This window comes from uncultured Sphingomonas sp., assembly GCF_964237335.1.
GTDB lineage: Bacteria > Pseudomonadota > Alphaproteobacteria > Sphingomonadales > Sphingomonadaceae > Sphingomonas.
Window position 1 is genome coordinate 77,297 of sequence record NZ_CAXSHM010000010.1, and the last position, 13,938, is coordinate 91,234.

Annotated in this window: 15 protein-coding genes and 1 tRNA gene; 14 read left to right on the plus strand and 2 right to left on the minus strand. The window is 67.6% G+C overall.

Annotated features, from left to right (window positions below):
* Window positions 1-8: 8 nt before the first annotated feature.
* On the plus strand, window positions 9-602 hold the full coding sequence (locus ACFE65_RS07385) for a class I SAM-dependent methyltransferase (RefSeq protein WP_375381703.1): 594 nt from the start codon (window positions 9-11) through the stop codon (window positions 600-602).
* A gap of 91 nt (window positions 603-693) precedes the next feature.
* A complete protein-coding gene (locus ACFE65_RS07390) occupies window positions 694-1,149 on the plus strand; it encodes a DUF2721 domain-containing protein (protein WP_375381704.1) in 456 nt (151 codons plus the stop codon).
* Window positions 1,150-1,195: 46 nt separating this feature from the next.
* Here ACFE65_RS07390 and ACFE65_RS07395 read toward each other — a convergent pair whose 3' ends face one another.
* A complete protein-coding gene (locus tag ACFE65_RS07395) occupies window positions 1,196-2,785 on the minus strand; it encodes an amidase (RefSeq protein ID WP_375381705.1) in 1,590 nt (529 codons plus the stop codon).
* A 138-nt stretch (window positions 2,786-2,923) separates the two neighbouring features.
* Between ACFE65_RS07395 and ACFE65_RS07400 the strand changes: the two genes are divergently transcribed.
* The 7 genes from ACFE65_RS07400 (at window position 2,924) to ACFE65_RS07430 (ending at window position 9,424) form a co-directional block, all read left to right on the plus strand.
* The gene (locus tag ACFE65_RS07400) at window positions 2,924-4,081 is read left to right on the plus strand and encodes an MBL fold metallo-hydrolase (protein WP_375381722.1); all 1,158 of its coding nucleotides are present in this window, start codon (window positions 2,924-2,926) and stop codon (window positions 4,079-4,081) included.
* Window positions 4,082-4,273: 192 nt separating this feature from the next.
* Window positions 4,274-5,104, plus strand: a complete 831-nt coding sequence (locus ACFE65_RS07405) for an arylamine N-acetyltransferase (protein WP_375381706.1) — start codon at window positions 4,274-4,276, stop codon at window positions 5,102-5,104.
* A 61-nt stretch (window positions 5,105-5,165) separates the two neighbouring features.
* The gene (locus tag ACFE65_RS07410) at window positions 5,166-6,080 is read left to right on the plus strand and encodes a DNA/RNA non-specific endonuclease (protein ID WP_375381707.1); all 915 of its coding nucleotides are present in this window, start codon (window positions 5,166-5,168) and stop codon (window positions 6,078-6,080) included.
* A complete protein-coding gene (locus ACFE65_RS07415) occupies window positions 6,064-6,498 on the plus strand; it encodes a hypothetical protein (RefSeq protein ID WP_375381708.1) in 435 nt (144 codons plus the stop codon). Before ACFE65_RS07410 ends, ACFE65_RS07415 begins: the two co-directional genes overlap by 17 nt.
* Before the next feature lie 63 nt (window positions 6,499-6,561).
* Window positions 6,562-8,763: an excinuclease ABC subunit UvrB gene (uvrB, locus tag ACFE65_RS07420; protein WP_375381709.1), complete on the plus strand. Its 2,202-nt coding sequence runs from the start codon at window positions 6,562-6,564 to the stop codon at window positions 8,761-8,763.
* Window positions 8,764-8,847: 84 nt separating this feature from the next.
* A complete protein-coding gene (locus ACFE65_RS07425) occupies window positions 8,848-9,135 on the plus strand; it encodes a type II toxin-antitoxin system RelE/ParE family toxin (RefSeq protein WP_375381710.1) in 288 nt (95 codons plus the stop codon).
* Window positions 9,104-9,424 carry a HigA family addiction module antitoxin gene (locus tag ACFE65_RS07430; RefSeq protein WP_375381711.1) on the plus strand — a complete coding sequence of 107 codons (321 nt, stop codon included), beginning with the start codon at window positions 9,104-9,106 and terminating at the stop codon, window positions 9,422-9,424. Before ACFE65_RS07425 ends, ACFE65_RS07430 begins: the two co-directional genes overlap by 32 nt.
* On the opposite strand, the gene ACFE65_RS07435 is transcribed toward ACFE65_RS07430, so the two are convergent.
* Complete coding sequence (locus ACFE65_RS07435; RefSeq protein ID WP_375381712.1) at window positions 9,421-9,795, minus strand: PRC-barrel domain-containing protein; 375 nt, start codon at window positions 9,793-9,795, stop codon at window positions 9,421-9,423. The two genes, ACFE65_RS07430 and ACFE65_RS07435, sit on opposite strands and share 4 nt — an antisense overlap.
* Before the next feature lie 95 nt (window positions 9,796-9,890).
* On the opposite strand from ACFE65_RS07435, the gene ACFE65_RS07440 reads away from it, so the two are divergent.
* From ACFE65_RS07440 to ACFE65_RS07460, 5 genes are all read left to right on the plus strand, one after another.
* On the plus strand, window positions 9,891-10,430 hold the full coding sequence (locus ACFE65_RS07440) for a hypothetical protein (RefSeq protein ID WP_375381713.1): 540 nt from the start codon (window positions 9,891-9,893) through the stop codon (window positions 10,428-10,430).
* A gap of 392 nt (window positions 10,431-10,822) precedes the next feature.
* On the plus strand, window positions 10,823-11,608 hold the full coding sequence (gene dapB, locus ACFE65_RS07445) for a 4-hydroxy-tetrahydrodipicolinate reductase (protein ID WP_375381714.1): 786 nt from the start codon (window positions 10,823-10,825) through the stop codon (window positions 11,606-11,608).
* Between the two features lie 40 nt (window positions 11,609-11,648).
* Window positions 11,649-12,326, plus strand: coding sequence for an endonuclease III (gene nth, locus ACFE65_RS07450; protein WP_375381715.1), 678 nt, complete (start codon window positions 11,649-11,651; stop codon window positions 12,324-12,326).
* Window positions 12,327-12,411: 85 nt separating this feature from the next.
* Window positions 12,412-12,488: transfer RNA gene (locus ACFE65_RS07455), tRNA-Arg, on the plus strand.
* A 406-nt stretch (window positions 12,489-12,894) separates the two neighbouring features.
* A partial coding sequence (locus ACFE65_RS07460; protein ID WP_375381716.1) for a KUP/HAK/KT family potassium transporter occupies window positions 12,895-13,938 on the plus strand: 1,044 nt, incomplete at its 3' end.

Genomic DNA, 13,938 nt, shown 5'->3' on the forward strand with positions numbered 1-13,938 from the left:
TTCCTGCGGTGGCCTTCGCCCGGGTGGACGAGGGCGACGATCTGGCCTTCTACGCGCCGCCCCGGCTGGTGACGCACATCGATGCGGCCGCGACCGCCGCGCTGACGGCCTGCTACGCGCGCATCCTGCCGCACGACGCGACGGTCCTCGATCTGATGTCGAGCTGGGTCAGCCATCTGCCGCCCGATCTGCCGACGCGCGCGGTGATCGGCCAGGGCATGAACGCCGAGGAGCTGGCGGCGAACCCGCGGCTCGATCGCTGGTTCGTCCAGGACCTCAACCGCGATCCCGTGCTGCCGCTCGCCGACGCGAGCATCGACGCAGGCTTGTGCTGCGTCGGCGTCCAGTATCTGCGCGCGCCGGTGGCGGTGTTCGCGCAGGTGCGCCGCGTCCTGCGCCCAGGCGCGCCGGTGATCGTCAGTTTCTCCAACCGTTGTTTTCCCACCAAGGCGGTCGCGGTGTGGCGGCAGCTCGACGACGCGGGCCATGCCGCGCTGGTGCGGCTCTACCTGGAGCGGGCCGGCTTTGCCGAGGTGGCTGCGGAGGTGCTGGCGGACGGCCGCCGCGGCGATCCGCTGATCGTCGTCACGGGGCGGGCGTAGCGGCGCTCGCGCGACCGATGCCCGGTCCACCTGCCCGATCCCGACCGACCGAGCCCTTGCCGCCTGCCGTATCGCCCGCCAGACTGGCACGATGCAATTCTCGCCCGCCGTGTCGACCATCGCCGACACGATCCAGCTGTCGCTGTCGCCGGTGTTCATGCTGGCGGGCATCGGCGCGTTGCTGAACGTGCTGGCGGGCCGGCTGGCGCGGGTGATCGACCGGGCGCGCGAGCTGGAGCAACTGCATCCGCGCTCCACCGGCCCCGAGCATGATCGTTACGTCTGGGAGCTGCGCATCCTCGACCGGCGGATGAAGCTCAGCAACATCGGCATGCTGCTCGCCGTCTCCAGCGCGATGATCACCTGCGCCGTGGTCGCGCTGCTGTTCATCGCTGTGCTCGGCCGCTTCCACATCGGCCGCTATGTCGCGGTGTTGTTCATCCTGGCCATGGTGCTGCTGACGTCGTCGCTGCTGGCGTTCCTGCTGGAGGTGCGCGCGTCGCTGCGCGCGAACCGGGTGAGGGTGGAGCTGCTGGAGAAGAGATAGCGTTTGATCCGCTTATGCGGATGCCAGCGTGGCTGGACCAAAAGATTTACCGTGTCCCATCAAGGCCCGGCCCGGCGTCCACCGTCGGCAGGTAACGTGGCGCCGTGCGGGCATGGGCGCGCTGTTCGTAGGCATAGCCTGCGCCCAGCAATGTCGCCTCCGTATGCGCCGTCGAGATGAACGACAGGCCGGCCGGCAGTCCGCGGATCAGCCCCATCGGCACCGTCAGATTGGGATAGCCCGCGACCGCCGGCAGCTCGGACGAGGAGGGGCCGTAATATTGGTCGCCATGCACGGGATCGCTCAGCCAGGCGGCATCGTAGGTCGGCTCCACCAGCAGCACGACATTCGCCTTGGCGAGCATCGCGTCGATGCCGTCGCGCCCGGCCAACCGCTGCGATTTGGCGCGTGCGGCGAGATAGGCGGGGTCGGTCAGCCCCTTGGTCTTGACGGACTCTTCGAACAGCTCCTGGCCGAAGAACGGCATCTCGGTCGCTGCGTTGGCCGTGTCGAAGGCGATCACCTGGTCGAGCGTGCGCGCGGTCACCGCCGGCGGGGTTGTGGCCAGATAGGTGTCGAGATCGGCCTTGAGCTCCGTCGCCAGCACCAGATGCTCGGCGGCGCCGATGCCTTCCGGCTTGGGCGGCGTCACCTCCACCAGCTCCGCGCCCGCCGCGCGCAGGACGCCGAGCGCCTTGTCGTACACCGCCGCGAGCGCCGGGCTCATCTCGGGCCGGATCACGCCGACGCGGATGCCCTTCAGCGCGCCGACCGACAGCCCGGCGGCGTAATCGTGCGCGTACGCGCCCGCGCCGGCGGTCGCGGGATCGGCCGGGTCCGCCGCCACCATCGCGCCGAACATCTCGGCGACGTCGCGCACCGATCGCGCCATCGGCCCGGGCGTATCCTGCGAATGGCTGATCGGCACCACATGGGTACGGCTGACGAGGCCGATGGTGGGCTTCAGCCCGACGAGCCCGTTGATCGACGAGGGGCAGACGACCGACCCGTCCGTCTCCGTCCCCACCGCGGCCCCCGCGAAGCTCGCCGCCACCGCCGCGCCCGAGCCCGACGACGATCCGCACGCGGTCCGGTCGAGCGCATAGGGGTTGCGTACCAGGCCGCCGACCGCGCTCCACCCGCTCATCGACCGCGTCGAGCGGATGTTGGCCCATTCCGACAGGTTGGTCTTGCCCAGGATCACCGCGCCCGCCGCGCGCAGCCGCGCCACCACCGGCGCGTCGCGGCGGGTGACATTGTCCTTCAGCGCCAGGCTGCCCGCAGTCGTCGCTACGGGATCGAGCGTCTCGATATTGTCCTTGATGAGGATCGGCACGCCGTGCAGCGGGCCCCGCACGTGACCCGCCTTGCGCTCCGCATCCAGCGCTTTGGCTTGTGCCAACGCATCGGGGTTGAGCGCGATCACGGCGCGCAGCGTCGGCCCCTTGCGGTCCATCGCGGCGATGCGGGCGAGATAGGCCTGCACCAGGTCGACGCTCGACGCCTTGCCCGCCGTCATCGCCGCCTGGAGATCGTCGATCGAGCGTTCCTCCACCGGAACGGTCCGCGCGCCTACCGAGACGGGCAGGGTGGCCAGGGCGAAGGCCACGGTGGCGGCCGAAAAGAATGCGCGCATGATGTCCCCCGTCGTGTGAGATGATCGACCGCCTATGGACCGGGTTGTGCGCAACCCGCCGGCTCGCGGCAAGCGGTAACGACGCGGGAGCGATCCGGGCATCGCTTCGTTGGACTGCCCGTGAAGCTGCTCTGGATCATGTTGGCCACCCTGTTGTTTGTCGTCGTGGCGCTGGGGCTGGCGATCACCATCGTCCCCCATTTCCTCGACCGCATCTATTACCGGGGACCAAAGAGCGACCATTTCAACGGGCAGCGGTTCTTCAATCCCGACGGCGACGCGGACACGCAGGGCCTGCCCGGCGGTGGCAGCCGCGCGGGGTTCATGTGGAACCAGTTGACCGGGCGTGACGGTCGCCCGGCCTGGCCCGATTGGGTGCCGGTCACGCAGGGCCGCCCGCCCGCGCGCGTCGAGGGCGACCGGCTGGTCGTCACCTGGATCGGCCATGCGACCGTGCTTATCCAGACGCACGGGCTCAACATCGTCACCGATCCGATCTGGAGCGATCGGACCGGGCCGCAACTGGGGCCGATGCGCTTCGGCTCACGCCGCGTGACCGCGCCCGGCGTCGCGTTCGACGACCTGCCCCGGATCGACGCGGTGCTCGTCAGCCACGATCATTACGATCACATGGACCGGCCAACGCTCAGGCGACTGGTCGAGCGCGACCATCCGCGCATCGTCACCAGCCTGGGCAACGACGAGGTCATCGGTGAGCCCGGAGCGGTGGCGCTCGACTGGGGCGAGACGACGCCGCTCGCGCCCAGCGTGTCGGTCGCGGTGGTGCGCGCGCATCATTGGGGAACGCGGACGGCGAGCGACCGCAACCGCGCGCTGTGGTCGGGCTTCGTGCTGGTGCTGCCGGGCGGCGGCAACGTGTGGTTCGCGGGCGACACGGGGCTGGGCGACGGCACGTGGCCTGCGGAGGCGGCGGCGTTCGGCCCGATCCGGCTCGCGCTGCTGCCGATCGGCGCGTTTCGTTTCGTGCCCGGACAGATGGCGATCGGCAGCCACATGGGCCCGGTCGACGCCGTCGAAGTCTATCGCCGCAGCGCCGCGGCGCGTGCGATCCCGATCCACTGGGGCACGTTCCGCCTGAGCTACGAGGCGCGCGACACGCCGCCGCGCCTGCTCGCCGCGGCGATGCGCTGCACCGGGCAGACGGGCTTCGCGCCTGTCGAGATCGGCGTCCCGACCGAGATCGCGCCCTATGCCGCGCGAATGCCGGTGGCGGCCGTTCCCCGCGAAACGCTGCTCCGCTGCCTCGACACGGACGAGGTGAAGGCGATGCGCTAAACCGCCAGGGCTCCGCCCCAAAACCCGTTCATGCTGACCCTGTCGAAGCACTGTCCTTTCTTCCGACGAAGGACGGCCCCCTTCGACGCCGCCTACGGCGTCGCCCAGGACAGGCTTCGACAGGCTCAGGGCAAACGGAGTAGTACAAGACTGATGGCTGCCAAGCCCCAAGCGAGTTTCCAAACGCCTGTCATGTTCGACCTCGACGCCTATCTCGCCCGCATCGACATGCCTGTGCGGCCGACGCCTGACGCCGCGGGCCTGACCCGGTTGCAACACCAGCACCGGCTGTCGGTGCCGTTCGAGAACCTCGACGTCAGGCTCGGCCGGCCGATCGCGATCGACTCCGCCACGGTGTTCGCCAAGATCGTCGGCGAGCGGCGTGGCGGCTATTGTTTCGAGCAGAACCGGCTGTTCCTCGATGCGCTCGCCGCGCTGGGGTTCGCGGCGCGGCCGCTCCTCGCGCGGGTGTGGCTGGGTGTCCCGGAGGATGGCCCGGCGCCGCCGCTTACCCACACGTTCAGCCTGGTCGAGGTCGAGGGACAGGACTGGATCGCCGACGCCGGGTTCGGCGGCAGCTACACCCCACCGATGCCGCTGGTCGACGGCGCGCAGGCCGAGGCGCCCGACGGCGCGCGGTTCCGGCTGGAGGCGGTGAACGCGGCGGGCTGGATGCTGTGGCGCGACGGCCCGGCCGCGACCACCGACGGGCGTGGCACGGGAGAGGGCTGGCGCCGGCAGTACGGCTTCACGCTGGCACCCGTCGAGGAGGCGGACCTCGCGATGGGCAACCACTGGGCATCCACCGCGCCGGGCACGCGTTTCGTGACGCACAGCATCGCCAGCCTCGTCCTGCCGCACGGCTTCGCCTCGCTGACCGACCGCCACTATCGCCGCCGCTCGGGCGAGAGCGCGGCGGAGGGCACGATCACCGACCCGCGCGTGTATCGGATGCGGCTCGGCCTGCTGTTCGGCATCCAGTTGACGGCGGAGGAGGCCGAGCGGCTGTTCGCCGAGGGCTGAGCAGGCGCCGGCTTGCAATGTTGGAAAAGTCCTGACGTTCCCCTTCCGTTCGAGCGGGAGGATGGCGGGGGAGACGGAAGGCATCACAGAAGGCTTCGACTTCAGTCATTGGGTCCGAACGGGCCGGCTGATCCGGGTAGATGCGCGCTGGGGAGCACGCGAGGTCAAGTTCAACCCGAACCACGACCCCAAGGACGGGCGGTTCACGTCTGGCGACGGCGGCGGCAGCGCGGGCATGAGTCGGCGGCCGAGCTCGCATCAAGCCACGGGCAGCGGGACGTGGGGCGGCGGCGGATTCAGCGGCGGCGGTAGGGGAGCGGGAGGCGGCGGCGGCACGACCGGCTACTACATGACCTATGACGAGAGGCAGGCGTACCAGCGCCAGCATCCCGGGCGCGATCCATACCTCTCGCAACCCGGCGACACGCTGGAAAGCATTGCCGCCGAGCATGGACTCTCCGCCACGGAGATAAGAGAGCTGAATGGTATCAAGTCCGGCCCGAAGATCGGTCCTGGTCAGGTTCTGGCGCTGCCCGCCGGCTCCCTTCAACGTACCGAGAAGAACGGCTACACATTCGGTACCGACGCGATAGACAGGACGCACGAAGCGAAGGGAGATTTGTATCTTGCGGACGCACCGGAACGGTCGAGGGCGAACCAGAAGCAGGCCGGCGTCGTTGATCGTCGCGCTACTGACGACGGCGGCCACTTCATCGCCGCTCGGTTCGGCGGACCCACGGACAGCTTCAACCACTTCGCCCAAGACGCGAACGTCAATCGTGGCGAGTACCGCGCCCTAGAAGATAGCTGGGCGCAGAACATCCGGTCAGGCAAGCACGTGCATGTCGATATCACCGCGCACTACTCGGGCGACTCCCGTTGGCCCGACTCGCTCACCGTACAGTCGATCGTCAATGGGCGATCGAGCACCCGCATCCTCAGCAACGAGCCGAAAGGACATGCCCGTGGCCGCTGACAAATATGACCTGCTCGGCCCGGCGCTATCCATGATCGGCAGAGCCGCGATGAGTGTCGTCGGCGGCCAGCCTGACGGCGTCTATCTCTACGTCGAGGCTGGCGATGGCTGGGTCGGTCCGAGCCTGTACAAAGACGAGGGATCGCAAGTCAGGTACTTCGATCCCGGCAGGTCCGATCTATGCGACGCACTGTTCGACGCCTGGTACATCGAGGAGCCGGACAAGCGCTGGACCGTGATGCACTACACGATCAACGGCGGGAAGTTCGATGCCAAGTTCGATTTTGGTACGTTGAGGCGGCCCGGAGAGAGCGATGATGATCGGCGCGAGCGTATCCTCCACGCCCGCTATGGCGACAAGCCGATCATCTACCCGCCGATGCCGGCCGGCGCGCAGGAATATCGGCCGGCTTCATGATTGCCCGGCTGACGCGGGACGCATCGCCTTGGCTTGATCCTCAGGTAGGACCATATCCCGGCCATGCCAATCCAGATCCGCACCAGCCTCGCCGAGCCGGACACCGGCGAGGGATTTGTTCCCCACCGCCCCCAGCGCCCGCAGAAGATCGAAGGCGGCAAGCGCTTCGATCTGGTGAGCGAGTATACGCCGTCGGGCGACCAGCCGACCGCGATCCGCGAGCTGGTCGACGCGGCGCTGGCGGGCGAGAAGGACCAGGTGCTGCTGGGCGTCACGGGCTCGGGCAAGACGTTCACGATGGCCAAGGTGATCGAGGCTCTGCAACGCCCCGCGCTGATCCTTGCGCCCAACAAGATCCTGGCGGCGCAGCTCTACGGCGAGTTCAAGTCGTTCTTCCCCAACAACGCGGTCGAGTATTTCGTCAGCTACTACGACTATTATCAGCCCGAAGCCTATGTGCCGCGGTCGGACACGTACATCGAGAAGGAAAGCTCGGTGAACGAGGCGATCGACCGGATGCGCCATTCGGCCACCCGCTCGCTGCTCGAGCGCGACGACGTCATCATCGTCGCATCCGTCAGTTGCATCTATGGCATCGGCTCGGTCGAGACCTATTCGGCGATGATTTTCGACCTGAAGAAGGGCCAGAGCGTCGACCAGCGCGAGATCGTCCGCAAGCTCGTCGCGCTGCAATACAAGCGAAACGACGCCGCGTTCCAGCGCGGCAATTTCCGCGTCAAGGGCGATACGCTGGAGCTGTTTCCTTCCCATTATGACGACGCGGCGTGGCGGATCAGCTTCTTCGGCGACGACATCGAGGAGATCGTCGAGTTCGACCCGCTGACGGGCAAGAAAATCGCGTCGCTGGGCTCGATCCGCGTCTATGCCAACAGCCATTACGTCACCCCCGGCCCGACGATGAAACAGGCGACCGAGGCGATCCGCCACGAGCTGACCGAGCGGCTGAAGGAGATGGAGGCGGAGGGCAAGCTGATCGAGCATCAGCGGCTGGAGCAGCGCACCAATTTCGATCTCGAGATGATCGCCGCGACGGGAAGCTGCAACGGCATCGAGAATTACAGCCGCTTCCTGACCGGCCGCCTGCCCGGTGAGCCGCCGCCTACATTGTTCGAGTATCTGCCCGAGAACGCGCTGCTGTTCGTCGACGAGAGCCACCAGACGGTGCCGCAGATCGGCGCGATGGCGAAGGGCGATCACCGCCGCAAGATCACGCTGGCCGAATACGGCTTCCGCCTGCCGTCGTGCATCGACAACCGCCCACTGCGCTTCAATGAATGGGACGCGATGCGCCCGCAGACCGTGTCCGTGTCGGCGACGCCAGGCGGGTGGGAGATGGAGCAGGCCGGCGGCGTGTTCGCCGAACAGGTGATCCGCCCGACCGGGCTGATCGACCCGCCGATCGAGATCAAGCCGGTCGAGGAACAGGTGCAGGACCTGATCGTCGAAGCGCGCAAGACCGCGGAGCTCGGCTTCCGCACCCTCGTCACCACGCTGACCAAGCGGATGGCGGAGGATCTGACCGAATATATGCACGAGGCGGGGATCCGTGTCCGCTACATGCATTCCGACGTCGAGACGCTGGAGCGCATCGAGCTGATCCGCGATCTTCGGCTGGGCGTGTACGACGTGCTGATCGGCATCAACCTGCTGCGCGAGGGGCTCGACATCCCCGAATGCGGGCTGGTCGCGATCCTGGACGCGGACAAGGAGGGGTTCCTGCGCTCTGAGACGTCGCTGATCCAGACGATCGGCCGCGCGGCGCGCAACGTCGACGGGCGCGTGATCCTGTACGCCGACCGCATCACCGGCTCGATGGAGCGGGCGATGAACGAGACGTCGCGCCGGCGGGAGAAGCAGGAGGCGTACAACGTCGAGCACGGCATCACGCCGACGACGATCCGTCGCAACATCGGCGACATCATCGCCCACGTCTCGCAGGGCGATCAGGTAACGGTGCCGATCGACGACGACCGTCCGCACATGGTTGGCCACAACCTGCGTGCGTATATCGAGGATCTGGAGAAGCAGATGCGCAAGGCCGCCTCCGACCTCGAGTTCGAGGAGGCGGGGCGCCTGCGCGACGAGATCCGCCAGTTGGAGCAGGAGGAGCTTGGGATGCCGGTCGAACAGCAGAAGGCGCCGATGATGGGCCGCAGCAACGAGGGCAAGCCCGGCACCCGCAAGACGCGCTACGGCAACCAGCAGAAGATGCGGATGGGAGGTGGCGGGCGGCGGGCGCGTTAGCTGCTGTCAGACCGAGCGCGACAACAGACCCGCCGCAATTACCGGCTGATTATCTGTTAAGCCTCGACCGGAGGAGCAGTCTTCATGATCCGGAGCTTTCACGATCCCGAAACCGAGCGCGTCTGGATCAATCAACGGAGCCGTCGTCTGCCGCCCGATATCCAACAAACCGCCCGCCGCAAGCTCCGGCAGTTGGATGTGGCTGAGCGGCTGAGCGACCTGTCGAACCCACGCGGTAACCGGCTTGAACAGTTGAAAGGCTTTGACCCGCTGCGATATAGCGTTCGTGTCAACGATCAGTGGCGGATCACTTTCCGCTGGTCAGACGGAGGAGCTGACGATGTCCGGATCGAAGACTACCATCGCGGATGACGAGCCATTGGACAACGTCCATCCTGGCGACATCCTGCGGGAAGACTTTCTGATTGGCACGGAGGTCTCGTTGTTGGAAGTCGCACAGGAGGCCGGTATTGATCCTGCCCGGCTAGCTGCGCTCGTTGCATCCAAAGCACCCGTGGACGCTTGGCTAGATGCACGACTCACGCGATATTTCCGGATGTCAGACGGATTCTTTCTCCGCCTCCAGAACAGTTACGACATGGAAGAGGTGAGGCGGTACGGCGGAGAGTCGCTCGACCGCATCGTGCCCCGCGCCGCCTAGTTGTTCGCCACGTCGGTCTTGCCCACCCCGTAATAGCTCGAAACCCGGTCTGCATAGGCTTGGTCGAACGTCGGTGCGTTGTTGGACCAGCTAGGGCCGCCCTCCAGGACGCGCTTGTCGATCGTGACGACGTACACGTCGCGTACGGGATCGTAGGTCAATAGCGAGAACGGCACCGGGTAGAAGCTCTTGCCCATGCCTAGGAACCCGCCGAGGCTGAGCACCGCATATGTCACCTGTCCCGACGACTTGTGGATCATCGCCGCATAGACCGCGCCGACATGGTCGCCATCGCGACCCTCCACCTTCAGCGTGTCGGCGATGGTGGCCTGCACGAGCAGCAGCGTCGGGGCGGTGGTCTTGTCGGTCACGTCGTGTCTCCTGTCCGGCTCGTGAACCGGTCGGCGGGCGTGCCGGTTCCGTGACGGATGTTGAGCGGCAGCCTTGCCGCGCGCATAGGGGCGGGGTGCGTATCCTGATCCCCCTGGCGGCGGCGGCCGTCCTGTCGTTCGTCACGAGCTGCGTCGCCCCGCCGAGCGCGCCGCGCCCGCCGGCGCCCGTCGCCGCGCCACCGGTCCGCTTGGTGGCTCCCCCGGCACCCGCGGCTCCGGCGGTGGTGCCGATCGACTGGCGCGACTGGCCGCAGACGCCGGGAGACTGGCGGTACGAACGAACCTCCTTCGGATCACAGGCCTCGTTCGGTAGTGGAAGCACCGGTGCCTTCAGGATCGAGTGCGGCAACGATCGGCACGTCCACCTTGAACGTCCTGGTGCGATCGGCACTGCGTTCACGATCCGAACGTCGAGCATGACGCGCGTGTTGTCGGTAGCGGCGGACGGTGATCCGCCCCACGGCGTAAGTGCGTCGCTGCCCGCCAACGACCCGCTCCTCGACGCGATCGGCTTCAGCCGCGGGCGCTTCGTCGTCGAACAGGCGGGCACGCCGCCGCTCGTGCTGCCCGCCTGGGCCGAGGTCGAGCGAGTCGTTGAGGACTGCCGTGGCTGACGCGAACGCTTTGTCGCAACTGCATCGAATTGCCGCTTGCGCGCGGCGCCTCCATGACTCACATTGTGCCTGCGACCGGAGACGGTCGCATTGGCTATCAACAAGCGAAAGGAGGTGATCCGATGTCTCATGGTTCAGCAGTGGGGTCGGTTCAGTTCGTTCGGGAGGCCCGCCGCTAGTTCACACTGGCGGTGCATGGCTTTCTGGGCTGGAGCTCTCCGGCCGCTGACCATGTCAGGAGGTTGTCGGGTCGCCGGGAGGTGCCCGGCAACCTCTTTTCACATCCGCGCCGCGTCGTGGCGCTGATAGGTCGTCGTCCTTCGAGTTGACGTCGATCACTCGCCGGCAAACGGCCGCTGCGATGGGCCACGCTGATGTGGCAGGAGCCTGCCATGCCCACCTCCGCCGATCCGACCCTGATCACGCCCCCGGCGACGCGCGGCCGGGCCGCGCCCACCATCGGCATCTACGGCAGCGCCGGCCGCATGGGCCGCGCGATCATCGAGCTGTTGCGCGACGAGGGCGCTGCCCCCGCGGGTGGTGCGGATGCGGGCGACGATCCGGCGCAGCTCGCGCGCGCCGCGGACGTGCTGGTCGATTTCTCCACCCCGAGCGCGGTCGAGGCGCATCTGGCGGCCGCGCGCGCTGCCGGCACGCCGATGCTGGTCGGCACCACCGGTCTTTCGCGCGCGCATCATGTCATGATCGACGACGCGGCACGCGACATCGCGGTGCTGCAGACCGGCAACACCTCGCTCGGCGTCACGCTCCTCAGCATCCTGGTGCGCGACGCGGCGGCACGGCTGGGCGCGGAGTGGGACGTGGAGATCGTCGAGTTCCACCACCGCCACAAGGTGGACGCCCCGTCGGGTACTGCGCTGCTGCTGGGGGAGGCGGTCGCGGCCGGGCGTGACACCAGCCTGGGCGAAGTCCGCGTCGATAGCCGCGCAGGCCTCGTCGGCGCGCGCACGGAAGGGACGATCGGTTTCGCCTCGTTGCGCGGCGGATCGGTGGTGGGGGATCATCAGGTGATCTTTGCCGGTGACGGCGAGCGGCTGGAGCTCGGCCACCGCGGCGACGGCCGCGTGATCTTCGCGCGCGGCGCGATCCGGGCGGCGCGCTGGCTCGCGGGCCAGCCGGCGGGGCGTTACACGATGACGCAGGTGCTCGGGTTCTGAACCGGGCGCAGAGCCGGGCGGGAACGGGCAAAGTCCTGCCGTGAAGAAGGGGGACGTCGCCCAATTCTACGCGCGGCTCGCCGCCGCCGACCCCCAGCCCGAGACCGAGCTTGCGTCGGTCAACCCGTACACGCTGCTGGTTGCGGTCGTCCTGTCGGCGCAGGCGACCGATGTCGGCGTCAACCGCGCGACGCGTCGCCTGTTTGAGGAGGTGACGACCCCGGCACAGATGGTGGCGCTGGGCGAGGCGGCGCTGAAGGAGCACATCAGGTCGATCGGGCTGTTCAACACCAAGGCGAAGAACGTGATCGCGCTCTCGCGCATCCTTGCCGAGCAGTACGGCGGCGAGGTGCCGGCCGACCGCGACATGCTCGAGACGCTGCCCGGCGTCGGACGCAAGACCGCCAATGTCGTCATGAACGTGGCCTTCGGGGCGGAGACGTTCGCGGTGGACACGCACATCTTCCGCGTCGGCAACCGCACCGGCCTCGCGCCCGGCAAGACGCCGCTGGCGGTGGAACTTGTGCTGGAGCGCGTGACGCCCAAACCGTACCGCCTCCACGCGCACCATTGGCTGATCCTGCACGGCCGCTACGTCTGCAAGGCGCGCAGCCCCGAATGCTGGCGCTGCCTCGTCGCCGACCTGTGCGCGTTCAAACCCAAGACACCGCCGCCCGCGCTCAAACGCTCGGCCGGAGCGGGTTCGGTCGAGGAGTGATCGGCCCCAGCTGCCGTCGCGTCGCGACCCGCCGAGTAAAGAGGCTGGCGAACCCCCCAGCCGCCTGCTACGAGCATGGCTGTCGGCACCCGTAGCTCAGCTGGATAGAGCGCTGCCCTCCGAAGGCAGAGGCCACTGGTTCGAATCCAGTCGGGTGCACCAGCTTTCAGACACCTGGCTGTCAGTTCTCGGGCACAGGAGGTTGCCGGGGCGACAACGGGGAACTTCTGACCTTGTAGCGTGGGACTGGGCCCACCCCTCTTGCCCGGCTTCGAAAGTGCATTCCGTGCGATAGCCCACTTGGTGATGGCGAGGCGATCAGCCTAATCGAACCCGCCTTCGCCAAGTCGCGGCAGGGTTGGGATAATGCTTGCGGCTCAAGCACCGGGCCGAGTCGTCGACATAACTCGACGTCAGCTCATCGAGCCCGGTGATGCGTATCGCCGCTTTGTCGGACAGCGGGACGTTGATCTTCGAGTCGGTTGGGCGTGCCGTTTCCGCGGTGAACGACGGTCCGTGGCGGTGTGTAGTTGGCGGACTACTTTCGCCATTTTCCCGGATCACGCAAATGAGCCTGCCAGATTCCAAGGACATCTCCGGCACCTGGCGGTTGGCGCTGGGCGCGACGGGCATCGTCTTTGGCGATATCGGCACCAGCCCGCTCTACGCCTTTCAGGACAGCTTCGTCGGTCCGCACCGGCTGTCGATCACTTCCTTCCACGTGCTCGGCGTGCTGTCGCTGCTGATCTGGACGCTGATCCTGGTGGTCACGGTCAAATACGTCTTCGTGACGATGCGCGCCGACAATCGCGGCGAGGGGGGCAGTTTCGCGCTGCTTGCGTTCGTGCAGCGGGTCGCCGCCGGGTCGCCGGCGGTGCGCTGGATCGGCCTGGCCGCGCTCGCCGCGACCGCCTTGCTGTATGGCGACGCGGTGATCACGCCCGCGATCTCGATCCTGTCCGCAGTCGAGGGGCTGACGCTCGTCCACCCGCGCTTCGCGGACCTGATCCTGCCGCTGACGCTGGTGCTGGTTGTGCTGCTGTTCGCGGGCCAGCGTTTCGGCACCGACCGGATCGGCGGGATGTTCGGACCCGTCATGCTGCTGTGGTTCCTGGTGATCGGCGTGCTCGGCGGCGCGCAGATCGTCGCGCATCCGATCGTGCTCGCCGCCTTTAGCCCGAGCTATGCGGCGACCTTCTTTCTCGACGATCCGGCGCGGGCGTTCCTAACCCTCGGCACGGTCGTGCTGGCGGTGACCGGAGCCGAAGCGCTCTATGCCGACATGGGCCATTTCGGCCGCCGCGCGATCAGCAGGGCGTGGCTGTGGCTGGCGCTGCCGGCGCTGCTGCTCTGTTATGCCGGACAGTCGGCGCTGGTGCTCGGCGACCCCAAGACGATCGCGTCGCCCTTCTACCTGATGACGCCCAAGCCGCTGCTCGTGCCGATGCTGTTCCTCGCCGCCGCGGCGACGGTGATCGCCAGCCAGTCGATCATCTCAGGCGCCTTCTCGGTCACCCAGCAGGCAGTGCAGCTCGGGTACCTTCCACGCCTGTCGATCGTAATTACTCACCCCCCCCCGGTTGTGGGCGGGACGTCAGACGGCGAGGGTAGC